The sequence below is a fragment of the Vibrio tapetis subsp. quintayensis genome, assembly GCF_030409945.1.
GTDB lineage: Bacteria > Pseudomonadota > Gammaproteobacteria > Enterobacterales > Vibrionaceae > Vibrio > Vibrio quintayensis.
The window spans coordinates 456,655-483,224 of record NZ_JAUFQV010000028.1 but is presented as its reverse complement, the minus strand read 5'-3'; the positions used below and the strand labels follow the sequence as shown (position 1 = coordinate 483,224).

The window sequence follows — 26,570 nt, the reverse complement described above, 5'->3', positions numbered from 1 at the left end:
CCATACAACACCCAAGGGGTTTTGATGGACTCAAAGCAAGAACATAATTGAATGTGTAATAAGAACTTTTAAGCCACAGCTTTCCGAATTAAAGAATTTGCTTGGCGACCATAGCGTTGCGGACCCACCTGATCCCATGCCGAACTCAGAAGTGAAACGCAGTAGCGCCGATGGTAGTGTGGGGTTTCCCCATGTGAGAGTAGGACATCGCCAGGCTTTAAATTTAATCTTTAGATTGAGAAATCTAAAGATATGAACACTCACTTTGTGAGTATTCCACTGCGGAGTGGTAGTTCAGTTGGTTAGAATACCGGCCTGTCACGCCGGGGGTCGCGGGTTCGAGTCCCGTCCACTCCGCCACTTATACTAAGCCCAAGTCTTACGACTTGGGCTTTTTTACGTTTGTAATAAAGAAAGAATACAGAGCGCTCGTATTTTCTGTACTCTCACGGCACAGGCCATCGCTGTACTCGGTCCCTCTTCCTTGCACTTCCTCTACCCACTTCGTATGCTGTAATGAATTATTATTACCGTTAGCGTGCCATATGAAAGATATTCAGAATCAACACTTATTATTTAACATGGACGCTCAAGGTGATAATGCCTTAGTGATTACCAATCCTGCGAATGATGAAAAAATTGCGACGGTAGCAACGTGGACATCTGAGCAGATCAATCAAGCTGTTGATACGGCAAAAGAAGAGCAGAAAGTTTGGTCGCTAAAGCTTGCAAAAGAGCGTTCTAAGCTCCTCCAGACGTGGTTTAAGCTGATTATTGATAACAAGGATGATTTGGCAAGGATTATGACCTTAGAGCAAGGGAAGCCTTTTGCAGAAAGCCTTGGTGAAGTTATTTATGCTGCATCATTTGTCGAGTGGTTTGCTGAAGAAGCCAAGCGCAGTTATGGCGATACAATTCCTACAACGGCTAGTAACAAACGAATGAGCACAATACAGCAGCCTGTAGGCGTTTGTGCTGCAATTACGCCCTGGAATTTCCCATTAGCCATGATCACCAGAAAAGCAGCTCCTGCGCTCGCTGCGGGGTGCGCAATGCTTATCAAGCCAGCAGAGGCGACACCATTGTCGGCGTTGGCGCTCGTGGAGCTAGCCTATCAAGCCGGAATTCCAAAGTCGCTGTTACACGTAGTCATAGCTAATGAACCAGCCACCGCAGGCAATATTTTTACAACTCATCCTGATATTAAAAAACTCTCTTTTACTGGCTCGACTCAAGTCGGAAAAATGTTACTTGCTCAAAGTTCATCAACTCTAAAACGCACATCGATGGAACTTGGAGGTAATGCACCATTTATTGTTTTCGACGATGCGGATCTAGGCTTGGCCATTGAGGGGGCGATTGCGTCCAAATACCGAAACGCTGGTCAAACTTGTGTTTGTGCTAATCGATTTTATGTTCATGACAGTGTTTATGAACGGTTCGTCGAACTTTTTTTGAAGCGTGTAAATACACTGAATGTTGGTGATGGTTTTGAGAGTAAAACGGATATTGGTCCTATGATTAACCAACAAGCCAAAGCAAATGCACTTATTATTGTGAGCGAGGCGATCGAGCAGGGAGCGAAGTTGGTTAGTAAGCCCAATACAGGTACAGGTTCATTCTTAGAGCCCGTGGTACTGGTGGATGTTACTCAGTCGATGGCTATTACTAAGCAAGAGCTATTTGCTCCTGTAGCCCCGATAATACGTTTTAACGAAGAGGCTGAGGTAATCACAATGGCAAATGATACACACTATGGTTTGGCTGCGTACTTCTACAGTCAGAACATCAACAGGATCAATAGGGTGATGGAACAACTAGAGTTTGGAATGGTTGGCATCAATGAGGGTATTCTTTCCACCGAGGTAGCGCCATTTGGTGGGGTCAAAGAGTCTGGCTTTGGCCGTGAAGGAGCAAGAGAAGGGCTACAGGAATACATGAACACTAAATATGTGTGTTTGGGTGTGAGTGAGAGTTAAAAGCGGGCTTGTTTCTAGTATGGAGCTTATGAACGATCTGTACTCGCAGGTTGGGTCTGTATTTGTGATCTAGTGAGCAAAGAGAATTCTATATTGTGCCTTTCCTGCAGACGAAAAAAAACCAAGTCTTTCGACTTGGTTTTTTTAAATGTGGCTCCCTTTGCTGGACTTGAACCAGCGACATACGGATTAACAGTCCGGCGTTCTACCAACTGAACTAAAAGGGAACAGGTTTTCTAAAGCTAAAAAATGGTGCCGACTACCGGAGTCGAACTGGTGACCTACTGATTACAAGTCAGTTGCTCTACCTACTGAGCTAAGTCGGCACTAATTTTGTTTCACTAGCGTTTGTTCAGAACGTTAGCTACTTAATGTGGCTCCCTTTGCTGGACTTGAACCAGCGACATACGGATTAACAGTCCGGCGTTCTACCAACTGAACTAAAAGGGAACAGGTTTTCTAAAACTAAATAATGGTGCCGACTACCGGAGTCGAACTGGTGACCTACTGATTACAAGTCAGTTGCTCTACCTACTGAGCTAAGTCGGCACACTTTATTCTTTTATTGTCCGTGTTACTTACGTTAGACACCAACAATTTAAATCGTGGTGCCCGGAGGCGGAATCGAACCACCGACACGAGGATTTTCAATCCTCTGCTCTACCGACTGAGCTATCCGGGCAACGAGGTGTATTAAACGGTTTTTCGCGTTTAACGTCAACATTAAATTTAAAAAAAACTATCGTTTGCTGATTTTCTATACGTAGTGGGGTGTTTTTAGTCATTGAAGGTCAAAATACACCCTTGCTTAAGGTGTTTTCCTCAGTGAGTTTGGTTTTTTGTGAGGTGAATATCTTGATATATGATGAATAAACCTCTTAAAAGCACGCAAAAATTTGCGTGCTTTGTTTGAGCTAGTGGCAATTATTTTTGAATTGAGAACTTACTGACCCAACCTTCGAGTTCAATTGAAAGTTTAGATAGGGTTTGAGTGCTGTTATGACTCTTAGCAACGACGGTGCTAAGTTGGTTGCCACTTTCTTCGATCATATTAATTCTTTGCGCTATATCATCACCAACTTGTGTTTGTTCGGCTGCTGCGGTTGCGATTTGGTGGCTCATTGAAGTGATGGTTTCTAACGCTTCTACAATATGTTGCAAGGCTTCTGATGCGTTACGCGACTCAATAACCGTGGATTGACTGGTATCCGCACACACTTCCATCGTACCAATAGCATGGCGAGAACCTTCCTGTAGGTTGCCGATCATTTCTTGAATTTCTTTTGTACTATTTTGAGTGCGACCAGCGAGGTTTCGAACTTCGTCAGCCACGACTGCGAATCCACGGCCTTGTTCACCAGCTCGTGCCGCTTCAATCGCTGCGTTTAAAGCCAGTAAGTTAGTTTGCTCAGCGATATCACCAATCACATCTAGGACGCGCGCTATATTGTTGACATCATTGCCAAGATCAGACACAGCTTGGCTTGCTGTACCAAGTTGTTCAGCAAGTCCTTCGATATTACTTACTGTGCTTAGAATCAGTCCTTGGGTGCGCTGGCTTTGGTTATCGGCCTCATCAGTGTTGTTTGCTGTCTCTCGTGCCGAATCGGCTACGTTATTTGCTGAAGATGCCATTTCGGTCATTGCAGTGGCTATCATCTCCGTTGACTGCTGTTGGGTCTCCGTAAGAGAAGCAATGGTACCCGCTCTCGATTCAACATCAGAGAGTTCTTGTTTTAGCTCTACTGTGGAGCGCTCTAGATTAGTCACCAGTTGGGCTAATGATAAGCTCATTTGTTGTACCGCATGATATATGCTGCCTGATTCCGCTTCATGTTCAAATGAAGTGTGGATCTTACCTGCAGCGACTGCTTGTACCGCGTTATGAACCTCTTGAGGCTCACCACCTAATAGGGCGATGATTCGGCGAATAGCGATGAGCAGTGTGGTAAAAATAGACCCACCGATTAACAAGCATAAAAATAGCTGCCAACGAGCTGTTGACCAGAAGCGTTCATTAACTTCATTGAAACCAATGCCAGTCCCCACATACCAGCCCCAATGGTCAGACTTTTCCGCGATAGACAGTTTTTCTTCAATCGTGCCGTCTGGCAGTTTCATCGTCCATGTGTATTGCGCTATTTGTCCTGGGGATGACGCGACTGCTCTTTCTAGAATACTACCTACACTGCCACCGTTACTGTCTTTGAAGTCATGGAAGCTTGTTCCATGTAGTTGAGGGTCTAGAGGTGCTGCGATGAAATTGAGCTTTTCATCGGCCACATAAACGTATTCATTATTTTTGTAGATATTGTTTTGAAGAATTCGAGTTGCTAAAGCTTTGGCTTCGTTTTCTTCGAGAGTGCCATCAATGGCCATTTTTTCAATTTGATTCAACGTAGAGTTGGTACTTTTGAATAGCTCATTCACTCGAGCTTGATTGTCTTGATCGCTTGCGACTCTTAATGTCCAAAGGCCTGTTGCGGTAAGAGCAAGTAAGGCAATTAAGATTATTGCTGACAGCAAATAAGATTGGGTTTTTAATTTCATGGAGGCCTCAGTGTACGACATGCACAGGGTTTATTGCCGAATATGGCTGTATTTAGTATTGATACAATCATATCGCCAACAGAGAGGCACTCTTTAGCGATTACTTCAATAAGGTTTCGAAACTATGATAGGGATTAAATTTCTAGCAAAAAATAAGTCAAAATGAGATTGAGATAACAGTTTGTGAGAGATTTATCTTGGAGGGCGGAAAGGCGAGTGCATTCGATGGTGTACTTTTCTGCAGGCGAAAAAAACCAAGTCTTTCGACTTGGTTTTTTTTAATGTGGCTCCCTTTGCTGGACTTGAACCAGCGACATACGGATTAACAGTCCGGCGTTCTACCAACTGAACTAAAAGGGAACAGGTTTGTGTCAATGACACGCTTTCAATCAATTGTTCATTAAAAATGCCAATCAATTTAAAAGTGGTGCCTCGAGGCGGAATCGAACCACCGACACGAGGATTTTCAATCCTCTGCTCTACCGACTGAGCTATCGAGGCAAAAGAATGGTGCCGACTACCGGAGTCGAACTGGTGACCTACTGATTACAAGTCAGTTGCTCTACCTACTGAGCTAAGTCGGCACACTAAATTCTTATTGCTTTATGTTCGTGTTAAATTTTACTTAGACACCAACAAATCAAATTGTGGTGCCCGGAGGCGGAATCGAACCACCGACACGAGGATTTTCAATCCTCTGCTCTACCGACTGAGCTATCCGGGCAACGGGGCGCTATTAAACGGCTTTTCGGCCTAACCGTCAATAGCTTTTTTCAAAAAAACTTAAAAAACTTCAAAAAAGTGCGTATTTGCTGAGTTATTGTACAAAAAAGGCCATTATCCTTGTCCGGAATTGAAATCACGTTTGAATTTAGTCACTTTTTCTAGATATCGGCGTGCTTCATTATTTGGATGTTTTTTGGTTAAAGCCCAATAAACTTGATTTGGTTGCAATGAATTAAGATCGCGCATGGCTCTTTTTCGATCATTTTTATTGAAGGTGTTCAATACTCCACCGGTTCCACCATTGTATGCAGAGATCATACTGTACTCTAGGGAGGTTGGGTGTTTGACGTCTTTTAGATAGCGATTCTTCAATATATAGAAATAAGCGGTGCCCGTATCAATGTTTTTCTCCGGATCAAATAAGTACTCAGGGCTAGGTTGACCAGGTTTTTTCTTTACTAGGTGAAATACGTCTTTACCTGCGGTTTTAGGAACGACTTGCATTAAGCCATACGCATTAGCCCAACTGACCGCATAAGGGTTGAAGCTGCTCTCCGTTTTAATGATGGCGTAAATGAGATCTTCGGGGATGTCATAGCGTGTAGATGCACGACGGACAATATCAGCGTATTTATAGCTTCGAACGCTAAAGTGGTCCTTGGTCATCGGGATTTCGACATAATAGGACTTTTTGAAGTCGACTTTTTTGGTTTTGATTTTGTTTGCTATCAAGTAATCGGCAAAGCGATTAGCTCGCCATGACCATTGAATGGGTTTTTTATCTTGATCGAGAACTTGTTTGTATAAGAACGGTTGTCCTTCAAGTTTTATATTAGAGGAAGAGTAAAGATCGACACTTGCGGGATCATCTGGTGTGAGCAGTGTTGTGATGATTGCATTTTTAAGATGCTTTTCTGGCTCAGTAGGAGAAACGGTTCCTATCGTGATGACACCTTTGGAAAAATCCACTTCCGCACGGCTCATGTAGTTGTCTATGTATTTTACATAGTTACTCTTACCTGCCATCTTTACGTTGTCTTTACCCCAACGTTTTTCGATATTGCCTGAGAAGCTACTGATTAGGGCGTCTAGTGCCCCTATGTCTTTTTGAAACTGACCGGGAAGCTGGGCGAGGTTTTTGGCAAATCGATTAGTTGGCTCATAATCAATGCTATACATGCTTTCAACAAACTCTCGGCTGCAGCCAACTAGCAATAATGTGAGGGCGAAATAAAGCAATTTTCTCATCGGAAACCTAAATAAAAATGACACCATAACCTGAGGTCATGATGTCATTTTTTTGTCTAAAAGGTAAGCAAATCAACTCTAATTTGCTACTCGCTAGGTGGCGTGTAGCCTTCGATGATGACTTCTTTTCCTTCGAATAAGAAATTGACCATTTCAGTTTCAAGCAGTTTTCGATGTTCTGGATCCATCATGTTTAGCTTTTTTTCGTTAATTAGCATCGTTTGCTTGCTCTGCCACATGGCCCAAGCTTCTTTGGAAATATTGTCGAAAATGCGTTTACCAAGCTCGCCTGGGTAAAGTTGAAAATCAAGCCCATCGGCTTCTTTTTGTAAATGAACACAAGTTACAGTGCGGCTCATAATGATTCCTTAATTGAGTTCGAATTGGAGGCTTTCGAGAAGTTGCTTTACAGGAGCAGCTAAGCCAATTGTTTCGGGGTTAGCTAAGTTATACCAGAGACTATTGCCCGCTTCCATCACCATATTCGGTTGGCTATTTAGATCAAACAGAACGGGCGTAATATCAAGATGATAGTGGCTAAAAGTATGTTTAAACGCGATCAGAGGTTCTCGTCGGTTAATGTGTTTTTCTTGAATACCTTTAGTATCAAGAAGATCGTTAAGATCTTCGTTTTCATTTTGAGGAAAACAAAATAGCCCACCCCATATTCCAACTTGCGGCCTTTGCTCTAGCCAGACTTGTCCATTGTAGTGAAAAATAGCGAACCAAGTTTGTTTGGTCGGTTTTTCCTTTTTTGGTTTTTTGGTCGGAAAATCAAGTTGGCGGAGTTGTTTTTTTGCTTCACACATTTGAGTTACAGGGCACAGTTCACATTTGGGCTTACTGCGGGTACAAATCGTTGCACCCATGTCCATCATGGCCTGATTGTATTTGTCGACATCAACATCGGGTGTGTGTTGCTCAGCTATTTCCCACAGTTGGTTTTCTACTTTTTTTTGTCCTGGCCAACCTTCAATTGCGAAGCTACGACTTAAAGTGCGCTTCACATTGCCGTCTAAAATGGCGTGAGGCAACTTATAAACAGAAGATAAAACAGCCGCAGCAGTGGATCGGCCGATTCCCGGTAAGGCATTCATTTGTTCAAGATCTTGCGGAAATTGCCCATCATGGTCAGAAACAACCAGCTGAGCAGCTTTATGCAGGTTTCTCGCACGAGCGTAATAGCCCAAGCCTGTCCATAAATGTAGGACTTCATCTTGTTCGGCTTGTGCTAGTGCTTCAACGGTCGGAAAGCGCTCTAAAAACCTTAGAAAATAAGGAATAACCGTAGCGACTTGAGTTTGCTGAAGCATGATCTCTGAAAGCCAAACGCTATAAGCGGTTTTGTTTTGTTGCCATGGTAGATTTTTACGACCATAAACGTCATACCACTCTAAAATAGCGGATGCAAAAGGGGACACGAGTAGCTCTTACCATCTATATTTAATTGGAGTAAAATTGCACCACACTTAGCAGTGGATGTAAAACACACAATTTGTAGGGGATATTGGAGCGAGAAATACTTGCACTAATGCCAATTCTTTGGATAATCCCCGCTTCGATCGATTAATCAATGTGCAGGCAAAATACCAATGAGTGAAGTGACTACCAACGAATACACAGAAGATGGCAAGCTAGTACGTAAAATACGTAGTTTTGTTCGTCGTGAAGGCCGTTTAACTAAAGGGCAAGAAAACGCGATGAATGAGTGCTGGCCAACGATGGGTATTGATTTCCAAGAAACCTTGCTTGATTGGAATGAAGTGTTTGGTAATAACAACCCAGTTGTTTTAGAAATCGGCTTCGGCATGGGTGCGTCATTGGTAGAAATGGCAAAAAATGCGCCAGAGAAAAACTTTATCGGCATTGAAGTTCACAGCCCAGGTGTTGGTGCTTGTTTGGCTTCTGCTCGTGATGCTGGTGTAACTAACCTACGTGTTATGTGCCACGATGCGGTAGAAGTTTTCGAAAAAATGATTCCAGATAACAGCCTACACACTCTGCAGTTATTCTTCCCAGACCCATGGCATAAAGCGCGTCACCATAAGCGCCGTATTGTTAAAGCTGAATTCGCTGAAATGGTGCGTGGTAAGCTTGCTCTTGAAACCGGTGTTTTCCATATGGCAACGGATTGGGAAAACTACGCAGAGCACATGATTGAAGTGATGAACGTGGCGCCGGGTTTTGCAAATATTGCAGCAGATGGTGATTACATCGAACGCCCTGAAGAGCGTCCACTGACTAAGTTTGAAGCACGTGGTCACCGTTTAGGTCACGGCGTGTGGGATATTAAATTCAAGCGTGTAAGCTAAGAAAGGCGCTAGGCTAGCGGCATAAGGTTTCCTTTTGCCTGCAGCGAAGCGTCCTTTAGCCTGTCTAGATACGAAAGCCAACATGATGTTATGTTGGCTTTTTTGCCCTTTGGCGGTACTGAACGTCATTCTTTATAGGTCATAAAATGAAACCGACACAACAAATATTGTCTGATATTTTGGATGAAGTTCGCCCTTTAATTGGTCGGGGGAATGTAGCGAATTACATCCCAGCACTTGCCAAAGTGTCCGCCAACAAGCTGGCTATTGCAGTGTACACCAATAGTGGAGAGGTGATTAAAGCAGGAGATGCTGACGAAGCTTTTTCGATTCAGTCAATTTCTAAAGCGTTAAGCCTAACTCTAGCGATGGTGTTATATAGACCTGAAGAAATTTGGCAAAGAGTGGGTAAAGAACCGTCAGGCCAAGCCTTTAATTCGATGATTCAGCTAGAGATGGAAAAAGGCATTCCAAGAAACCCGTTTATCAACGCGGGTGCTATTGTGATTGCCGACTTATTGCAAAGCCGTCTGTCTGCTCCTAGGCAGCATTTATTGGAGTTTGTACGCCAGCTGTCAGGTGACACACATATTGTGTATGACAAGGTCGTAGCGGCGTCTGAGATGCTCAATAGTGACCGTAATGCGGCCATTGCTTATTTAATGCGATCTTTTGGTAACTTTAATAATGATGTTATCCCTGTATTGAATAACTATTTTCATGCCTGTGCTTTAAAGATGAGTTGTGTTGATTTGGCGAAAACATTCAGTTACTTGGCTAACAAAGGCACTTCTGTTCAAAGCGGAAAGCAAATTATCACTTCCACCCAGTCAAAGCAGTTGAATGCGTTATTGGCTACGTGCGGTTTGTACGATGGAGCTGGTGAGTTTGCTTATCGAGTCGGTATGCCGGGAAAATCAGGCGTTGGTGGCGGTATTATTGCCATTGTTCCGGGTGAGATGACGATTGCTGTATGGTCCCCAGAGCTCGATTTTTCAGGTAACTCTTTAGCGGGTACTCGAGCACTAGAATTGCTATCTGAACGGATTGGTCGTTCAATTTTCTAGTACCAATTGAAGCTTGAAATAATGGTGAACCTTTAAGCAGGTACAGCTAAAATAGCATTTAGCCTACTGTAGGCCAAATGCTATCAATGCATTATAAATCAAAGGTTAACTGTTTCTTTGGTTAGATCGGTTAGCATTTGGGTTACTATGATCTAATTGCTTTGAAATCTATTTCAGAGCAGATCTAGTTAGTCAGCCATGAAGGCTTCAAGTAGATCATTTAGAAATAGTTTTCCTTTTTCTGTGATCTGCCAGTGTGTGTTGGTTTCGGTTAGATATTGTTTTTCTACCGCCCAATCAATGGTGGTTTGAATCGCCCCCAGCTCTTGCCCTGTTGTCGCAGTAAAATCTTGCTTAGGGCAGGATTCCAATAGCCTAAATCGGTTGATAAAGAACTCAAATGGACGGTCTGCAATAGGCACTTCTATCTCTGAGTCCAAATACGGTTTGATTAAATTCAAGTAGCCACGAGGGTGTTTGACCTTAGTGGTGCGAAGAATTTTGCCATCACTAAAGCTAAGTTTTCCGTGCGCACCACAACCTATTCCTAAGTAATCACCAAAACGCCAGTAGTTAAGATTATGCTGGCATTGATAACCCGGCTTGCTGTAGCCCGAGGTTTCATACTGCACATAGCCAGCCGCTGTTAGCTTCTGATGCCCTAAATCAAAGATGTCCCATAGGTCGTCTTCATCCGGCAATGTTGGTGGTTTTGAGTGAAATAGCGTGTTGGGTTCGATGGTGAGTTGATACCAAGACAAATGCGGAGGAGTTAGCTCTATCGCTTTATCTAAATCAATGAGTGCTTGTTCTGGTGTTTGATCTGGTAACCCGTGCATTAAGTCGAGGTTAAAACTCGTGAGACCAATATTATGCGCCAAGTTGGCTGCATTGATGGCTTCCTCTGGCCCATGAATACGACCTAAGCGTTTAAGCTTGCTGTCCTCAAAGCTTTGCACACCAATGGAAATCCTCGTAACACCGCCTTTTCTGTATTGTTCAAAACGGTCGGCTTCGATGGTGCCGGGGTTTGCTTCCATGGTGATTTCGATGTCAGGTTTAAAAGGCAGGCGTTGTTCGATGCCTTTTAATAACCGTGTGATCTCTTCAGGTTTAATTAAGCTTGGTGTGCCTCCACCAATAAAAATAGAGTGTAGTAGGCGCGGGTTATCCGACAGTTTATAGCGAGCAATATCGGTATCCAAATCTTCCAATAAGGCGTCGATATACTCTCGCTCAGGAATGTCATTCTTGAGTGCGTGCGAGTTAAAATCGCAATAAGGACATTTTTGTACGCACCATGGAATATGGACGTATAAGCTCAGTGCTGGTGGAACAAGGCTCGTCATTACAAACCTTGCTTTTGAATAGTTGCGAACAGTTGCTCTAACGCTTTACCACGATGAGACAATTGTTTTTTTCGAACCGGTTCAAGTTCTGCTGAGGCACAGTTATCTTCTGGAACAAAGAATACCGGATCGTAACCAAAACCATTGTCGCCATGTGCTTTAGAAAGAATGCGACCTTCCCATTTTCCATGGCAAACAATAGGCGTTGGGTCGTTTGCATGACGCATCAACACCAATACACAATGGAAGCGAGCACTGCGTTGTGCTTCTGGTACATCAGTCATCGCATCAAGCAGTTTTTCTAAGTTCTGTTGATCTGTTGCGTTTTCACCAGCATAACGAGCAGAGTAGATCCCCGGAGCGCCTTGTAGGCTGTCAACTTCTAAACCTGAGTCATCAGCAATGGCTGGTAAGCCCGTTTCTAGCGCTGCATGGCGAGCCTTGATGATGGCATTTTCAATGAATGTCGTGCCGGTTTCCGCAACTTCAGACACTTTAAATTCACTTTGCGCGACAACGTCAAAGCCAAAGTCAGACAGTAAGGTTGCCATTTCTTTCACTTTGCCTTGGTTACCTGTTGCCAATACCAATTTGCTCATGGGTGCTCCCTAATTCGATTGTTGATTATGGCGGCAAGGATACCACTTAATAATCAGTCTTCGACATAGAATTTTTGGTTGAACTTGAGTTTGCCTTTGCCGCTAATACCGGAATCGACATCCAGTTCAAAAGTCAGCACTTCTTCGTTGTTGATAGGCAGTTCAGCTAAATAATAAATGGCGTTACCTTCTTTTATCTCTCTAAACTCTAGCTGACGAATATTGCCTATCAAGTTTTTACTGGTGCCTGTTACCGTCGCGCTGGTAGCGGGTTTGCCTGCTTTGGATTTATCTAACACACTGATGTTGATGATGGCGGTGTAGCCATTTCTTTTTAGCTTATATTGATGCGCAACATCTGCCGTTAAGAAGGTGGAATTGAATGCAGAATAATGGACTTCGACATCTTTGATGTTTTTGAATTGTCCCGCTGATAATGGTAAAGAACAAGCGAGAGACAGTAGTGCGATGACCCATTTTTTCATGATATTTCCTTATAAAAAAGCCCTCATAGGAGGGCTGAAATTGTATCTGGAATTTGGCTTGGTGAGCAGACTCTTATTTGTTTATGCCTACCCAGTTCACCTTTTTCTATATCAATGTGACCTTTTGCCACTTTGAATTGTTTCGCGAGATACTTAGTCAGATGGCTGTTAGCTTTACCATCGACAGGAGGTGCAGTAATCGCGATTTTTAATTCATCCCCATGCAAGCCAACGATTTGATCGCGACTCGCCTTAGGTTGAATATAGAGACGAAGCACGAGGTCTTCGCCATCTTGTTTAACCGCGTTAGACACTACAGTTGATACCACATTTGGCCAATCAAATCGCCCATCAAGAAATTCGCGAATTGAAGCACTATAAACAGAACCAGTACGCTTAAATCAAAACCGCCCATTGCTGGCAGTATACGACGAATTGGCGCTAACATAGGTTCAGTTAATTGATGGAATACGTATTCAATTGGGCTACGGCCTTGGCTAACCCAGCTTAAAATTGCACGCAGTAAAAGTACCCAAAACAGCAAGCCACCAGCGGCTTTAAGCAATGATAAGAATCCAAGGAATAGGAATCCGATATCAAAAGCAAAGTTACCACCGGAAGAAATGGCAACGATCGCAATAAACTTAAGGACACACAGTAAGTAAGCAAACAAAATGGTGGCGAGATCTAGGCTACCAATCGATGGGATCACTCGGCGTAGTGGTGCAACAACGGGCTGGGTTGCTTTGACGATAAATTGTGAGAATGGATTGTAAAAATCAGCGCGAGCGACTTGTAGCCAAATGCGCAAGATCACCACCATGATGTAGAGATCAAACAGTGTTGATACTAAAAAGTGCATTGAATTCATTTTTTACCCTTTTGGTTTAAAATAGTTTTTCCATCTCTTGTGCGCGTGTAACTGCAGCACGCATTGCTTTTGAGACAATATCAGAAAGCTGGTGTTCATTAAAAGTTCGTAATGCTTCGGCGGTTGTGCCCCCTTTTGAGGTGACTTGTTCGCGAAGCGTTGATAATTCAGTGTCGGGGTTTGCTATCACTAATTCAGCCGCACCAATTGCGGATTGTTGAACCAGTAAACGCGCTGTTTGTGCATCAAAACCTTGTGCGATCGCTTCTGTTTGCATTGCTTCCATAAATAGGAAGAAATAAGCAGGTGCACTACCAGCGGCGGCAATGATGTTATTGATGCCAGATTCTTGTTCAACCCAGCAAACTTCTCCTACTGCAGACAATAATTGTTCTGAGAATAGTTTGTCCTGATCCGATACGCTGTCCATGGCGTAGAGCCCACTCATACCTTGGCCGACCAAAGACGGGGTATTTGGCATCACGCGGATTAGGTTTAGCTTACTGCTTAGCATTTCTTCAATACGCTTTGAAGTGATGCCCGCAGCAATAGAAATCACCAGTTTGGTGCTGTAATCATGCTCGGTGAGATCGGCACAGACCATTTCCATCAATTGTGGTTTTACCGACAAGACCACCACATCGGCCAATGATACGGCGAGGTTATTATCGCTGGTGGTATTGATGTTATATTGCTGCGCCAGTCCATCAAGATTATTGCGACTTGGAGCTGTCGCAGTAATGCAGTCTGCGGGGTAACCACTGGCAACCAGCCCTGCAATGATTGAACGCGCCATATTCCCTGCGCCGATAAAAGCAATGTGCTTATGTTCCATGATACTTCCTCACCAAAATACGGTTGTTTCTTTCTGTTTTTTAAACCAGTCTTCGAGCCTTGAGCCTTGAGCCTTGAGCCTTGAGCCTTGAGCCTTGAGCCTTTAGCCTTTAGCCTTTAGCCTTTAGCCTTTAGCCTTTAGCCTTTAGCCTTTAACCCCATAATCTCGAGCCCCAAAGATGGCTGTGCCAATTCTTACCATGGTGCTGCCTGCTTCAACTGCGGCTTCCATGTCACCACTCATTCCCATCGACAGCGTGTCTACCGTAGGGTATTGCTTGGCGAGTTCGTCTTTCAAAGCGGCCAGTTGTTGGAATGCAGCTAGCTGATCTGAATATTTGCTGACGTTGGCAGGAATTGACATCAATCCTCTTAATGTGAGGTTTGGCAGAGCATTTATCAACTCAGCCAAAGCAAATACTTGCTCGTTATCGGCGCCCGATTTACTGGTTTCTCCACTGGTATTCACTTGTATCAATACCTGCAGCGGTAACATGTTTTCTGGGCGTTGATCACTCAAGCGTTGCGCGATCTTGGCGCGATCAACGGAATGTACCCAATTAAAATGCTCGGCAATAGGACGAGTTTTATTTGATTGAATAGGGCCAATAAAGTGCCATTCTATGTCACTATTACTATAGTGTTCTAAGAAATAGTTAACTTTATCAACACCTTCTTGAACATAGTTTTCGCCGAAAGCACGCTGCCCAGCTTCAATAGCATTTGCGACTGCTTCGATGGGCTTGGTCTTACTTACCGCTAAAAGTTGCACCGAATCCGATGCTCGGCCACACTTTTGTTCAAGTAGACGAATTTGTGCGGTGATCTGCTGAATGTTTTGTTGAATACTACACATAATTGACTTTATTAAGGATTATAAATGGATATCACTGAGTTATTGGATTTTAGTGTAAAGCATAATGCATCAGATCTACATCTTTCTGCAGGTGTTCCTCCAATGGTTCGCGTAGATGGAGATGTAAGAAAGCTCGGAGTGCCTGCATTTAGTCATAGCGATGTGCATAAAATGGTGTTCGACATTATGAACGATGCGCAACGTGCCGAGTTTGAAGAAAAGCTAGAAACGGATTTTTCATTTGAACTGCCTAATGTGGGGCGATTCCGTGTTAATGCTTTTAATCAGTCCCGTGGTTGTTCTGCCGTGTTTCGAACCATCCCGACTACGGTGCCGACATTAGACCAAATATCCGCTCCTGATATTTTTACCCAGATCTCCAATTACGAAAAAGGCCTTGTTCTTGTGACTGGTCCTACCGGATCGGGTAAATCAACGACTCTTGCTGCCATGGTTGATTATGTTAATCGCAATCACAACAAACACATTTTGACGATTGAAGACCCGATTGAATTTGTTCATGAAAGCCAAAAATGCTTGATTAACCAACGTGAAGTTCACCGAGATACCCATAGCTTTAGTGCGGCATTACGTTCTGCTTTACGTGAAGATCCTGATGTTATTCTGGTGGGGGAGTTACGAGACAAAGAAACCATTAGCCTTGCGTTAACGGCGGCAGAAACCGGTCACCTAGTGTTTGGTACGCTACACACCAGCAGCGCGGCAAAAACAGTAGACAGAATCATTGATGTTTTCCCTGGCGCAGATAAAGACATGGTGCGTTCTATGTTATCTGAGTCTTTGCGGGCGGTTATTTCTCAGAAGTTACTTAAACGCCTGGGTGGCGGACGCGTTGCCTGTCATGAAATCATGTTGGCTACTCCCGCAATTCGTAACCTCATTAGAGAAGATAAAGTCGCGCAAATGTATTCTGTTATTCAAACGGGCGCGGCAATGGGGATGCAAACGACAGAGCAACACGCAAGGCAATTGATAGCGCAAGGTGCGGTTGACCCACAAGAAGTAGCTGACAAGCTTGAATCAAATAACTTAGGCTTTTAGGGAGGCGTTATGGGATTAACTGAAATCTTGGCGCAAATGGTGTCTCAGCAAGCTTCGGATATTTACATCACCGTGGGTTCACCTTGTTTACTGCGTGTTGATGGTGAGATGCAACCTTTAGGTGATTCGTTAACAGAACACCAAGTTCACGCGCTGTTAAATAGCAGCATGGATGAAGTCCGTCATGGTGAGTATCTACGCGATAAAGAAGCAAACTTTGCCATTGTGAGGGACAGCGGCCGATTTCGTGTGAGTGCTTTTTTTCAGCGTGAATTACCGGGAGCGGTGATCCGACGCATTGAAACCCAGATCCCAACTTTTTCTGAACTAAGCTTGCCTGATATTTTACAGGACATGTCGATTGCCAAGCGAGGCTTGGTGTTGGTTGTTGGTGCTACAGGATCGGGTAAATCGACGACACTTGCCGCCATGACGGGGTTTCGCAATCAGCAGCGCAGCGGCCATATTCTGACGGTGGAAGATCCCATTGAGTTTGTGCATCAACATGACAAATGCATTGTCACTCAGCGTGAAGTTGGTCTTGATACTGACAGCTATGAAATTGCATTGAAGAATTCATTGAGACAAGCTCCTGATATGATTTTGATCGGCGAGATCCGCTCAAGAGATACTATGCAATATGCCATGACCTTTGCCGAAACGGGCCACCTTTGCATGGCGACTTTGCATGCTAATAACGCGAATCAGGCGATCGAGCGGATCTTACATTTAGTACCCAAAGAGCAAAAAGAACAGTTTTTGTTTGATCTATCGATGAACTTACGTGGTGTTGTCGCTCAACAGTTGATCCGAGATAAAAACGGAAAAGGCCGTCACGGTGTGTTTGAAATTCTGTTAAATACCCCAAGAGTCTCAGAGTTGATCCGTCGTGGTGATCTTCATGAACTGAAGAGTACCATGGCCAAATCAAATGAAGCGGGTATGAAAACGTTCGATCAAAGCTTATACGATCTGGTGATTGCGGATAAGATCACCGAAGAAGATGCAATGCACGCTGCAGACTCTGCTAACGACCTACGCTTAATGCTTAAAACAAAACGTGGTGATAGTTTTGGTGGTGGCGCATTGGATGGTGTGCAGATAGATATGGGGTAGGGGTGGAAGTACGAAATGCGAAGTACGAAATACAAGTAATAAGAGCGAAGTAATATGTTGATGAGACTTCGCTTTTAGCACTTCGCTTCTAGTACTTCGCTTCTAGTACTTCGCTTTTAGCACTTCGCTTTTAGCACTTCGCTTTTAGCACTTCGCTTTTAGCACTTCGCTTTTAGCACTTCGCTTTTAGCACTTCGCCTTTAGCACTTCGCCTTTAGCACTTCGCCTTTAGCACTTCGCCTTTAGCACTTCGCCTTCAGTACTGCGACTCAAACCAACTTTCTAAAATCACAACGGCTGACTGGCAATCCACATTGCCTTTGGTTAGTGCTTTGTAGCCACCCATTTCAAATAAGCTTGAACGGGCTTCGGCGGTAGAGAGTCTTTCGTCGTGTAGTTCTATATCTACGCCAAAACGGCCCTTAAGACGATTAGCGAACTTTTTGGCTCGTGGTGCAATGGTTTCTAAATCTTTGCCGTGAAGGTCAGTAGGTAAGCCTACAACCACTAGATCCGGTTGCCATTCTTTGATTTGTGCTTCGATTAATTCCCAGCTAGGAATCCCATCTTTGGCTTTAAAGGCTTTTAGTGGGGTTGCCGTACCAGTAATTTCTTGGCCAATGGCACTGCCAATGCTCTTAGTGCCATAGTCAAAGGCCATAATCGTACGTGTAGTCATGATTCTCTCTTTAAAAATATTTTGCTTTTAGCACTTTGCTCTCAACCATGACCAACTTGAGAAGAAAGCTGAGCCACATCGATCCCCAGCATCTGCACTGCTTTTTCCCAGCGCTCTTGGATAGGTGTATTGAAAATGACATCCGGATCAGCTTCTATGGTTAGCCACGAGTTTTCGGCCAATTCTACTTCTAACTGACCCGCATCCCAACCTGAATATCCTAATGCGACCATGTAATTTAATGGTTCCGCTTCAGTGCCTAAAACCTCAAGTATGTCTTTAGAGGTCGTAACAGAAAGCGCATTGGTCATATTGATGCTAGATTGGTATTCATCTTTAGGGTTGTGCAAGATAAAACCACGATCTTCTGAAACGGGGCCGCCATTGAATACAGGCTCTTTCAAACTGTGTTTATTGAGCATTGGGTGGGCGGTTTCAGGTAAATCGACTTGCTCGAGCATGGTGCCAATGGAAATATCAATAGGGGAGTTAATCACAATGCCCATTGCGCCTTCGTCATTGTGTTCACACAAGTAGATGACGGAACGCTGAAAGAATGGGTCTTGCATCCCTGGCATGGCAACCAGAAAGTGGTTCGCTAGATTCATAATCTCTCCTTGAATTGGAGCGGTATTAACCGGCCAGAGAGCTGGCCGGAATAAACAAAGGCGTTAAGCGTTTATTTTTCTTTCGATTGCATCCATTAATTTGCCAGTGATACTTACATCGTAAGCGGCTTCAATCTCACGGATACAGGTTGGGCTGGTGACATTGATTTCTGTTAGCTTGTCGCCAATCACATCAAGCCCCACAAAAATCAGACCTTTCTCTTTAAGTGTAGGCGCTACAGCGTTGGCTATCGCTAAATCTGTTTCACTCAACGGGCGAACGACTCCTGTCCCCCCAGCTGCTAGGTTACCGCGAGTTTCGCCTTCTGCAGGAATACGAGCGAGACAGTAAGGCATGGCTTCCCCATCAACCACAAGAATGCGTTTATCGCCATTGCTGATATCAGGTACAAAAGCTTGTGCCATAGCGTAAGTTTGCCCGTGATTAGTTAAGGTTTCGATGATCACTGAAACGTTAGGATCATCTTTCTTGATGCGGAAAATAGACGCGCCACCCATGCCATCAAGAGGCTTTAAAATGACATCGCCGTGCTGCTCTTTAAATGCCTTAATCTTTTCTGCTTTACGCGTCACTATAGTCGTGGGCGTTAGTTCAGGGAACCACGCGGTAAAGAGCTTTTCGTTACAGTCACGCAAGCTTTGAGGCTTGTTGACGATCAGCGCACCGTTTTCTTCTGCACGCTCTAAAATGTAGGTCGCGTAGATGTATTCGGTATCAAAGGGAGGATCTTTGCGCATCAAGACGGCATCTAGCTCTGATAACTCAATGCTTTGCTCTGACTTGAACTCGTACCAACCGTTAGGATCTTCTTTTAAGCTGACGACTTTGGTGTCGGCAATCGCGACACCTTGATCGAGATGAAGATCGTTCATTTCCATATAGTGGATTACCCATCCACGACGTTGTGCTTCCAGCATCATGGCAAAGCTAGAGTCTTTTTTGATGTTGATGGATGAAATAGGGTCCATCACGATGCCAAGTTTTATCATTGATCTTCTCCGATTATCCAAGATCGCCAAAGCGAACCTGTAAAGCTGTAATTGCCGTAAGTGCTGCGGTTTCCGTTCTTAGCACTCTCGGGCCTAATAAGGTTTCTTCAAATTGGTACAGCTCTGTCATCGAAATTTCTTCAGATGACAAGCCACCTTCAGGTCCAATTAATAGACGCACACGCTCAACGGGGGCCGGTAAAGTGTTGATCGAGTACTTTGCTCTAGGGTGCAAGTTTAACTTGAGGGCGTCACTTTGTTCTGCACACCACTGCTCAAGTTGCATAATAGGGCGAATCACGGGTACGGTATTACGTCCGGACTGTTCGCATGCTGCGATGGCGATTTTCTGCCATTGAGCCAGTTTTTTCTCAAAACGTTTTTGATCTAGCTTAACGCCACATCGCTCAGAAATCAGCGGGGTGATGGTATTCACACCGAGTTCTACTGACTTCTGAATGGTGAATTCCATTTTGTCGCCACGAGATATGACCTGACCCAAATGCAGGTTCAAAGGCGACTCGATGCTTTTACTTATCTTCTCGGAAATTGAAACCGTCACTGATTTTTTAGTGACTTCGGTAATAGAGGCTGGGTACTCATGATCGGTGCCGTCAAAAAGCAGCACTTCTTGGCCTGGTTTCATTCGTAATACGCGGCCCACATGACCGGCTGCGTCTTCATCGAGCGCAAGCTCACCCAGTTGGGTGATGGCTTCAGGGTGGTAAATTCGAGGAACTCTCACGGTGGCAGTCCTATAGATTAAATGCTTTTGTTTAACATGGATGCTTAAAGGGTAAAAAACAAGTGTGATGAATGACTTTCGTTAGTGATAAGCGCATTGTTCCGTAACAAAGGGATTGTCATTTTCTTGGATGCCCTTAATGCGCAGATTGCGTTTACACTCCCACTCATCGACTGGATATTGTTTGTTCCATGCCACCATGAGCTGTTGTTCTGACTTTGATAGCTTCAAACCGTATTCTTTACTCATATACAAGTAGGTACGGGCAATGGAGCCACGGGCTCGGTCTGGCGGCATGACTTTTCGTTGCTTGAAGTTGACCTGCATTTCACACATACCGTAACTAACACCATCCATACCATTCCACTGGCTAAAGCGATAATTAGATCGGTCTCCATTGACTTCGCCGACGGTTGGAGTGAGGTTGTGTAAATCCGCTTCCATCGCTTTAAATATTTTGTCATTTCGGGTGCAGTTCTTGCGACCGCCTTCTTGCCAGCACTGTCGCTGGTGGCCAAAGTTCCAAGCGGGCATCACGTGTTCCCACTCAATGCGGCTGGCTCTTTTTAGCTGCTTTCGAACTTGATAGCCACAGCTTTCTAAGTCAGGCTTTCCTTTTTTACCTTGCCACGAAATGTCACACCCGCAATAAAAACTCGTGGGGTGATCAAAATAGATTTTGATGGCTTCTTTTTTTGCTTTGCTGAATGAACTAGGCGGTGCTGAAAATACAGTGGCAGAGAAAAGGACGGTAAAAATAAGTGAATAGCGTAATAACATACTTCATGGCTTTTCTTATTAATGTAATTATCAGTGTAGCAAGATATTGATAATTATATTAGTGCCAAGGTGTTAAGTCAGTTGAATGCCAGTAAAAGTCAGTACTTGCTTACATTTAGTGCAGCTGTACTGCATTTGACTTCGGAGTACTTTATTGTGTCTACGAACCGTGAGTGCGTGCTCACTACATAGGCATTGATAGGCAAAAGTTTTGCCTTGTACCGATTGAGTTGAAAACTGATGTGTGGTGTTGGGCGCAACGTTGAGTACATGGCTCATGACATACTGCCACTCTTTACCATGAGGCCTTACCCGCCCATAGAGTTGGTAAGTGAGTAAATGTGCGACTTCATGAGGGATCACGTCGTTGATGAAATCTTGCTGGTTTTCCAAAAAAAGTACAGGGTTCAGTCGAATTTCGTTGAGCTGCAAATAGGCTTTGCCTGCCGCCCTCCCTCGTACGTTAAAATTGAGTGCGGGAAAAGGGAATGTTCGCTTAAAAGTGGTTTCAGCTTGAGCTAAGCATTGCGCTATTTTCTTTTTTGCGGCGTACTTTAATTCTATATTGACCACATTACCTCAATTAAAAGCGCTGAAAATAAAACGCCTCGATTATTAAAAATCGAGGCGAATAGTAACATCAAACATGGGCTATGGATGATGCTTTTTCTTGATGGTCTCATGATAGGCATGCCATGTACCGTAACCTAGAATTGGCATGGTAAACAGCATACCGACTCCATACGTTGCGAATCCAATTAAGATCCCGCCGCAGATGATAAAACCCCAAACGACCATGGCTGGGACGTTATTTTTGACGGCATTAAAACTGGTGAAGACGGCTGTCATCATATCCACGCGGCGTTCCATCATTAGTGGGATGGAAAATGCAGAAATGCTGAATATGGCGCAGGCGATGATCGCACCGACAATAGAGCCAACTAGCAAAAATGGCAAAAAGTCTGACAGCGGAGCACCTTGCACTGACGGGTATAGAGCATGGAGCAGCGCTGCAATTCTCATCCAAAATATCATAGCAACCGCAAGCAGCACGGCAAAAGCCCATTGCGAAGACGAGTTACGCTGAATGGCTTTCATTGAGTGAAGTAAGCTAGTGGGTTGGCCTTTCTCTCTGGCCCAACTGGCATCATATAACCCTAGTGCTAAGAATGGGCCTATTAACATATAGACAACCAGGCTGGGCATAACCACAAGGTGCGTGCCTTGCCATTGTACCAAGAGCACAATACCAATGGCTGCAGCCATAAAACAGAGCCCATAAAAAGCACTGATGAGTGGCATGCGAACAAAGTCGTGTAGGCCTAATGCTAGCCAATGAAAAGGAGCTGAAATACTCAGCTTGTTGCAAGGGACGGTTCGGGCGTACAAATGATCCGGTACTTCGTTTTGCTTGCCGGATGCGTCTGACGGGTTAATCGTACGAGGCATATATCCTCCTTGATCGATTCTCGTTTTCGCTGGTGCAATTCCAACGACCAATTAAGATGAACAATGACGAAATACCACGACGCTGTGCATCAAATAACCTTAACAATACGGGGAGCCTATATTAGGTTTATTGTTAATGTAATGTTAACTATTGACGCTGTTTTACAAAAACACAAATGTTATTAAGGCCGATCTCCGCATAAAAAAAGCCCCTGCATTATGCAAGGGCTTGTATTTGTTAGTGAATGCTCACAAGAATTATTTAATTCCAGCGAACTCACGTAAGATGCTTGCTTTGTCTGTCGCTTCCCAAGGGAATTCTTCACGACCAAAGTGACCGTAAGCAGCTGTCTTCTTATAGATAGGCTGAAGTAAGTTCAACATTTCTTGTAGGCCGTATGGGCGTAGGTCGAAGTTTTGACGTACCGCTTCAATGATGATGTCTTGTGATACTTTCTCAGTACCAAACGTTTCAACCATGATAGATGTTGGATCAGCAACACCGATTGCGTAAGACAATTGAATCTCACAACGGTCAGCCATGCCAGCAGCAACAATGTTCTTCGCTACGTAACGAGCTGCGTATGCTGCAGAGCGGTCTACTTTTGAAGGATCTTTACCAGAGAATGCACCGCCACCGTGACGAGCTGCGCCGCCGTAGGTATCAACGATGATCTTACGACCTGTTAGACCACAGTCACCCATTGGGCCACCGATAACAAAACGACCGGTTGGGTTAATAAAGAAGTTGGTGTCTTTATTTAACCATTCAGCAGGTAATACTGGCTTGATGATCTCTTCCATTACCGCTTCACGTAGATCTGGTGTAGATACTGAATCACAGTGCTGAGTAGATAGAACAACCGCATCAATACCCACAATCTTGCCTTGGTCGTATTGGAAAGTCACTTGAGATTTCGCGTCTGGGCGAAGGAAGTCTAGTTTGCCGCTTTTACGAACTTCCGCTTGCTTTTGAACAAGTAGGTGAGAGTAAGTAATTGGTGCAGGCATTAGAATTGGTGTTTCGTTGGTTGCGTAACCAAACATAATACCTTGGTCGCCGGCGCCTTGCTCTTTTGGATCTGCTTTATCAACACCTTGGTTGATGTCTGGAGACTGCTTACCAATGGTGTTCAATACTGCACAAGAATCTGCATCGAAGCCCATGTCTGAGTGCACATAACCAATCTCACGAACGGTTTCACGAGTGATCTCTTCGATATCAACCCATGCTGAAGTGGTTACTTCACCGCCAACCATGACCATGCCGGTTTTTACGTAAGTTTCACAAGCAACACGTGCTTTTGGATCTTGTTCGATGATTGCATCAAGTACAGCATCTGAAATTTGATCGGCAATTTTATCTGGGTGACCTTCTGATACTGACTCAGAGGTAAATAAGTGCTTAGCCATGAGAGCTCCAATATTTCTTTTGAAAGAACAGGAATGCACCAAAAAAGCAGACCTATTCACAAGTTAAACGGTATAAACTGTAGGTGTATCTACATCTAGACGTCTATTCTAATTTGAACTGACCGAATTACAAGCTAAATTTTCTTGGTGTAGAAGCCAATCGATTGCGTTTTTGGCCTATTAAATTCAATTAGTTCGACAACATGTTAGAAAATAGTAGCAAAAATCACCAATTTCCCCAGTAAATCGTTTGCAGTGCTAGAGGGGCTTTGAGACAATATGCGCCGCCGAATTTGGTTATTCGGCGTCTTAATCCCTATTTTTTGATTCGCTTATGCACTCAGGAGCGTAAATGTCTTCTCGTAACCTTACTTCTAATAAAGAACTCGCTAATGCTATTCGTGCGTTGAGCATGGATGGTGTTCAACAAGCTAACTCAGGTCACCCAGGTGCACCAATGGGCATGGCTGATATCGCCGAAGTTCTTTGGCGTTCTCACCTAAACCACAACCCACAAAACCCAGAGTGGGCCGATCGCGACCGTTTTATCTTGTCTAACGGCCACGGTTCAATGTTGATCTATTCTTTACTGCACCTTTCTGGTTACGATCTTTCAATTGACGATTTGAAAAACTTCCGTCAATTGCACTCAAAAACTCCGGGTCACCCAGAGTACGGCTACGCGCCGGGCATCGAGACAACAACGGGTCCACTAGGCCAAGGCATTACTAATGGTGTTGGCATGGCAATGGCTGAAAAAGCACTAGCGGCTCAGTTTAACCGTGAAGGTCACGAGATCGTTGACCACAACACATACGTGTTCATGGGCGATGGTTGTTTGATGGAAGGTATTTCTCATGAAGCATGTTCTCTTGCGGGTACTTTAGGTCTAGGTAAGCTGGTTGCATTCTGGGATGACAACGGCATCTCTATCGATGGTGAAGTTGAGGGCTGGTTCTCTGATGACACGCCTAAGCGTTTTGAAGCTTACGGCTGGCATGTTATTCCAGCTGTAGACGGTCACGATCCTGAAGCTATTAATGCAGCAATCATTGCGGCTAAAGCTGATCCACGTCCTACGCTTATCTGTACTAAGACGGTTATCGGCTTTGGTTCTCCAAATAAAGCGGGTACGCACGATTGTCACGGTGCTCCACTAGGTGCTGATGAAATCGCAGCGACTAAAGCGGCACTTGGTTGGGAACACGGTCCTTTCGAAATCCCTGCTGATGTCTACGGCCAATGGGATGCGAAAGAAGCGGGTACTGCGAAAGAAGCGGCTTGGAACGAGAAGTTTGAAGCATACGCGGCAGCATTCCCTACAGAAGCGGCTGAGCTTAAGCGTCGTCTAAATGGTGACCTTCCTGCGCAGTGGGAAGAGAAAACAACTCAAATCATCGCTGACCTTCAAGCTAACCCAGCGAACATTGCTTCACGTAAAGCGTCTCAAAATGCCCTAGAAGCATTTGGTGCGATGCTACCAGAATTCATGGGCGGCTCTGCTGACCTTGCGCCTTCTAACCTAACCATGTGGTCAGGTTCTAAGTCGTTAACTGCTGATGACTTCTCTGGTAACTACATCCACTACGGTGTTCGTGAATTCGGTATGACGGCTATCATGAACGGTATTGCTTTGCACGGTGGCTTCGTACCATACGGCGCAACTTTCCTAATGTTTATGGAATACGCTCGTAATGCAATGCGCATGGCTGCTCTGATGAAAACTCAGAATATCCAGGTGTACACGCACGACTCAATTGGCCTAGGTGAAGATGGTCCAACTCACCAACCTGTTGAGCAAATCGCTTCTCTACGTGTTACTCCAAACATGAGCACATGGCGTCCATGTGACCAAGTTGAATCTGCAGTTGCATGGAAACTGGCCATTGAGCGTAAAGATGGCCCTACGGCACTGATCTTCTCTCGTCAGAACCTTGCACAGCAAGCTCGTGATGAAGAGCAAGTCGCTAACATTGCTAAGGGTGCTTACATCCTAAAAGACAGCGCCGAGAAACCAGAGCTTATCTTCATTGCTACCGGTTCAGAAGTTGAACTGGCTGTTGCTGCGCACGCAGAACTTACAGCACAAGGTAAGCAAGTACGTGTTGTTTCAATGCCATCTACGGATGCATTCGATAAGCAAGACGCTGCTTACCGTGAAGCGGTACTTCCTTCAGACGTAACCGCTCGCGTTGCGGTTGAAGCGGGCATTGCTGATTACTGGTATAAGTACGTTGGCCTAGACGGTCGTATCATCGGTATGACAACATTTGGCGAGTCTGCACCAGCAGGTGAACTATTCAAAATGTTCGGCTTTACGGTTGAAAACGTAGTTGAAACAGCACAAGAACTTTTAGCTTAATTCGATAGCTAAACGATAAAATAAAAAACCGAGCCCTAAACAGGCTCGGTTTTTTGTTTATCGGAATTAAAATAACACGAAGTTATTCGAACTCATTACCCCAATTATCCAACTCTTTAGCGCCACATACTTTACATTTCACATGACGATCCATGTCGTAGTAGTGACCACCATTGATAAATGTATGAACTAACAACTTAATTCTACTCACCAATGATGGATTAGAGTCGTAGCTGCTGCTCTTTCGTGTAAGAACTTCGCTATGAGGTGTCTCTTTATTACATTTTTTGCAAAAATGAGTCGCTGGAAAGCCAGACATAACCTTTTCCTTTGGTTGAAAAACTAGAAAAGAAACAGCCGAAGAAATAGGTAAATGCTCATCATTGGTATTTATACTTGAGGGTGGATGTATTTGCTATGACTATAATGTGTTTTTCCTCGCAAATAATGCTCTTTGTTGACTATTCAG

General features: G+C 44.3%; 26 protein-coding genes, 10 tRNA genes and 1 rRNA gene. 8 read left to right on the top strand and 29 right to left on the bottom strand.

Annotated features, from left to right (window positions below):
- Positions 1–100: 100 nt before the first annotated feature.
- The 3 genes from rrf to QWZ04_RS15635 all read left to right on the top strand — a co-directional run bounded on the left by rrf (position 101) and on the right by QWZ04_RS15635 (position 1,979).
- Positions 101–216: ribosomal RNA gene (gene rrf, locus QWZ04_RS15645) — 5S ribosomal RNA — on the top strand.
- Between the two features lie 67 nt (positions 217–283).
- A tRNA-Asp gene (locus QWZ04_RS15640) sits at positions 284–360 on the top strand.
- Positions 361–545: 185 nt separating this feature from the next.
- Positions 546–1,979, top strand: a complete 1,434-nt coding sequence (locus QWZ04_RS15635) for an NAD-dependent succinate-semialdehyde dehydrogenase (RefSeq protein ID WP_290329172.1) — start codon at positions 546–548, stop codon at positions 1,977–1,979.
- A 151-nt stretch (positions 1,980–2,130) separates the two neighbouring features.
- Here QWZ04_RS15635 and QWZ04_RS15630 read toward each other — a convergent pair.
- From QWZ04_RS15630 to mutY, 13 genes are all read right to left on the bottom strand, one after another.
- Positions 2,131–2,206 (bottom strand) — tRNA-Asn (locus tag QWZ04_RS15630).
- 23 nt (positions 2,207–2,229) lie between these two features.
- Positions 2,230–2,305, bottom strand: a tRNA-Thr gene (locus QWZ04_RS15625).
- Between the two features lie 48 nt (positions 2,306–2,353).
- A tRNA-Asn gene (locus QWZ04_RS15620) sits at positions 2,354–2,429 on the bottom strand.
- A 23-nt stretch (positions 2,430–2,452) separates the two neighbouring features.
- A tRNA-Thr gene (locus QWZ04_RS15615) sits at positions 2,453–2,528 on the bottom strand.
- A gap of 57 nt (positions 2,529–2,585) precedes the next feature.
- Positions 2,586–2,661: transfer RNA gene (locus QWZ04_RS15610), tRNA-Phe, on the bottom strand.
- Positions 2,662–2,903: 242 nt separating this feature from the next.
- On the bottom strand, positions 2,904–4,529 hold the full coding sequence (locus QWZ04_RS15605; RefSeq protein WP_290329171.1) for a methyl-accepting chemotaxis protein: 1,626 nt from the start codon (positions 4,527–4,529) through the stop codon (positions 2,904–2,906).
- A gap of 284 nt (positions 4,530–4,813) precedes the next feature.
- A tRNA-Asn gene (locus tag QWZ04_RS15600) sits at positions 4,814–4,889 on the bottom strand.
- 65 nt (positions 4,890–4,954) lie between these two features.
- Positions 4,955–5,030, bottom strand: a tRNA-Phe gene (locus tag QWZ04_RS15595).
- Positions 5,031–5,037: 7 nt separating this feature from the next.
- A tRNA-Thr gene (locus QWZ04_RS15590) sits at positions 5,038–5,113 on the bottom strand.
- A 64-nt stretch (positions 5,114–5,177) separates the two neighbouring features.
- Positions 5,178–5,253 (bottom strand) — tRNA-Phe (locus QWZ04_RS15585).
- A gap of 113 nt (positions 5,254–5,366) precedes the next feature.
- On the bottom strand, positions 5,367–6,503 hold the full coding sequence (gene mltC / locus QWZ04_RS15580) for a membrane-bound lytic murein transglycosylase MltC (protein ID WP_102520938.1): 1,137 nt from the start codon (positions 6,501–6,503) through the stop codon (positions 5,367–5,369).
- Positions 6,504–6,589: 86 nt separating this feature from the next.
- On the bottom strand, positions 6,590–6,862 hold the full coding sequence (locus QWZ04_RS15575; RefSeq protein WP_290329170.1) for an oxidative damage protection protein: 273 nt from the start codon (positions 6,860–6,862) through the stop codon (positions 6,590–6,592).
- A gap of 9 nt (positions 6,863–6,871) precedes the next feature.
- Positions 6,872–7,924: an A/G-specific adenine glycosylase gene (gene mutY / locus QWZ04_RS15570; RefSeq protein WP_290329169.1), complete on the bottom strand. Its 1,053-nt coding sequence runs from the start codon at positions 7,922–7,924 to the stop codon at positions 6,872–6,874.
- A 171-nt stretch (positions 7,925–8,095) separates the two neighbouring features.
- On the opposite strand from mutY, the gene trmB reads away from it, so the two are divergent.
- Positions 8,096–8,815: a tRNA (guanosine(46)-N7)-methyltransferase TrmB gene (gene trmB / locus QWZ04_RS15565; RefSeq protein WP_290329168.1), complete on the top strand. Its 720-nt coding sequence runs from the start codon at positions 8,096–8,098 to the stop codon at positions 8,813–8,815.
- 146 nt (positions 8,816–8,961) lie between these two features.
- Positions 8,962–9,882 carry a glutaminase B gene (gene glsB, locus QWZ04_RS15560; RefSeq protein ID WP_290329167.1) on the top strand — a complete coding sequence of 307 codons (921 nt, stop codon included), beginning with the start codon at positions 8,962–8,964 and terminating at the stop codon, positions 9,880–9,882.
- Between the two features lie 188 nt (positions 9,883–10,070).
- Here the strand turns inward: glsB and hemW are convergent, their stop codons facing one another.
- The 7 genes from hemW to QWZ04_RS15525 all read right to left on the bottom strand — a co-directional run bounded on the left by hemW (position 10,071) and on the right by QWZ04_RS15525 (position 14,876).
- Positions 10,071–11,231: a radical SAM family heme chaperone HemW gene (gene hemW, locus QWZ04_RS15555; protein ID WP_290329165.1), complete on the bottom strand. Its 1,161-nt coding sequence runs from the start codon at positions 11,229–11,231 to the stop codon at positions 10,071–10,073.
- Positions 11,231–11,830: an XTP/dITP diphosphatase gene (locus QWZ04_RS15550; protein WP_290329163.1), complete on the bottom strand. Its 600-nt coding sequence runs from the start codon at positions 11,828–11,830 to the stop codon at positions 11,231–11,233. Before QWZ04_RS15550 ends, hemW begins: the two co-directional genes overlap by 1 nt.
- A 53-nt stretch (positions 11,831–11,883) precedes the next feature.
- On the bottom strand, positions 11,884–12,315 hold the full coding sequence (locus tag QWZ04_RS15545) for a DUF4426 domain-containing protein (protein WP_290329162.1): 432 nt from the start codon (positions 12,313–12,315) through the stop codon (positions 11,884–11,886).
- A gap of 23 nt (positions 12,316–12,338) precedes the next feature.
- Complete coding sequence (gene yggU / locus QWZ04_RS15540) at positions 12,339–12,629, bottom strand: DUF167 family protein YggU (RefSeq protein WP_290329161.1); 291 nt, start codon at positions 12,627–12,629, stop codon at positions 12,339–12,341.
- On the bottom strand, positions 12,629–13,186 hold the full coding sequence (locus tag QWZ04_RS15535) for a YggT family protein (RefSeq protein WP_102520946.1): 558 nt from the start codon (positions 13,184–13,186) through the stop codon (positions 12,629–12,631). Before QWZ04_RS15535 ends, yggU begins: the two co-directional genes overlap by 1 nt.
- Positions 13,187–13,202: 16 nt before the next feature.
- Positions 13,203–14,021: a pyrroline-5-carboxylate reductase gene (gene proC / locus QWZ04_RS15530; RefSeq protein WP_290329160.1), complete on the bottom strand. Its 819-nt coding sequence runs from the start codon at positions 14,019–14,021 to the stop codon at positions 13,203–13,205.
- 144 nt (positions 14,022–14,165) lie between these two features.
- The gene (locus QWZ04_RS15525; protein WP_290329159.1) at positions 14,166–14,876 is read right to left on the bottom strand and encodes a YggS family pyridoxal phosphate-dependent enzyme; all 711 of its coding nucleotides are present in this window, start codon (positions 14,874–14,876) and stop codon (positions 14,166–14,168) included.
- A 24-nt stretch (positions 14,877–14,900) separates the two neighbouring features.
- Here QWZ04_RS15525 and QWZ04_RS15520 point away from each other — a divergent pair, with 24 nt between their 5' ends.
- Complete coding sequence (locus tag QWZ04_RS15520; protein ID WP_102520949.1) at positions 14,901–15,938, top strand: type IV pilus twitching motility protein PilT; 1,038 nt, start codon at positions 14,901–14,903, stop codon at positions 15,936–15,938.
- A 9-nt stretch (positions 15,939–15,947) separates the two neighbouring features.
- Positions 15,948–17,054, top strand: coding sequence for a PilT/PilU family type 4a pilus ATPase (locus QWZ04_RS15515; RefSeq protein WP_290329158.1), 1,107 nt, complete (start codon positions 15,948–15,950; stop codon positions 17,052–17,054).
- 256 nt (positions 17,055–17,310) lie between these two features.
- Here QWZ04_RS15515 and ruvX read toward each other — a convergent pair whose 3' ends face one another.
- The 8 genes from ruvX to metK all read right to left on the bottom strand — a co-directional run bounded on the left by ruvX (position 17,311) and on the right by metK (position 23,739).
- Positions 17,311–17,733, bottom strand: coding sequence for a Holliday junction resolvase RuvX (gene ruvX, locus QWZ04_RS15510; protein WP_102520951.1), 423 nt, complete (start codon positions 17,731–17,733; stop codon positions 17,311–17,313).
- A 41-nt stretch (positions 17,734–17,774) separates the two neighbouring features.
- Positions 17,775–18,341, bottom strand: a complete 567-nt coding sequence (locus QWZ04_RS15505; RefSeq protein ID WP_290329157.1) for a YqgE/AlgH family protein — start codon at positions 18,339–18,341, stop codon at positions 17,775–17,777.
- A gap of 63 nt (positions 18,342–18,404) precedes the next feature.
- Positions 18,405–19,352 carry a glutathione synthase gene (gshB, locus tag QWZ04_RS15500; protein WP_290329156.1) on the bottom strand — a complete coding sequence of 316 codons (948 nt, stop codon included), beginning with the start codon at positions 19,350–19,352 and terminating at the stop codon, positions 18,405–18,407.
- Positions 19,353–19,365: 13 nt separating this feature from the next.
- Positions 19,366–20,097: a 16S rRNA (uracil(1498)-N(3))-methyltransferase gene (rsmE, locus tag QWZ04_RS15495; protein ID WP_290329155.1), complete on the bottom strand. Its 732-nt coding sequence runs from the start codon at positions 20,095–20,097 to the stop codon at positions 19,366–19,368.
- Between the two features lie 81 nt (positions 20,098–20,178).
- Positions 20,179–20,877: an endonuclease gene (locus QWZ04_RS15490; RefSeq protein ID WP_290329154.1), complete on the bottom strand. Its 699-nt coding sequence runs from the start codon at positions 20,875–20,877 to the stop codon at positions 20,179–20,181.
- A gap of 72 nt (positions 20,878–20,949) precedes the next feature.
- Positions 20,950–21,450: a SprT family zinc-dependent metalloprotease gene (locus QWZ04_RS15485; protein WP_290329153.1), complete on the bottom strand. Its 501-nt coding sequence runs from the start codon at positions 21,448–21,450 to the stop codon at positions 20,950–20,952.
- A 78-nt stretch (positions 21,451–21,528) separates the two neighbouring features.
- Positions 21,529–22,326 carry a DUF2189 domain-containing protein gene (locus tag QWZ04_RS15480; RefSeq protein ID WP_290329152.1) on the bottom strand — a complete coding sequence of 266 codons (798 nt, stop codon included), beginning with the start codon at positions 22,324–22,326 and terminating at the stop codon, positions 21,529–21,531.
- Between the two features lie 258 nt (positions 22,327–22,584).
- Complete coding sequence (gene metK / locus QWZ04_RS15475; protein WP_290329150.1) at positions 22,585–23,739, bottom strand: methionine adenosyltransferase; 1,155 nt, start codon at positions 23,737–23,739, stop codon at positions 22,585–22,587.
- A gap of 352 nt (positions 23,740–24,091) precedes the next feature.
- On the opposite strand from metK, the gene tkt reads away from it, so the two are divergent.
- Positions 24,092–26,101 carry a transketolase gene (tkt, locus tag QWZ04_RS15470; protein ID WP_290329149.1) on the top strand — a complete coding sequence of 670 codons (2,010 nt, stop codon included), beginning with the start codon at positions 24,092–24,094 and terminating at the stop codon, positions 26,099–26,101.
- A gap of 82 nt (positions 26,102–26,183) precedes the next feature.
- Here the strand turns inward: tkt and QWZ04_RS15465 are convergent, their stop codons facing one another.
- Positions 26,184–26,420, bottom strand: coding sequence for a hypothetical protein (locus QWZ04_RS15465; RefSeq protein ID WP_290329148.1), 237 nt, complete (start codon positions 26,418–26,420; stop codon positions 26,184–26,186).
- Positions 26,421–26,570 lie beyond the last annotated feature (150 nt).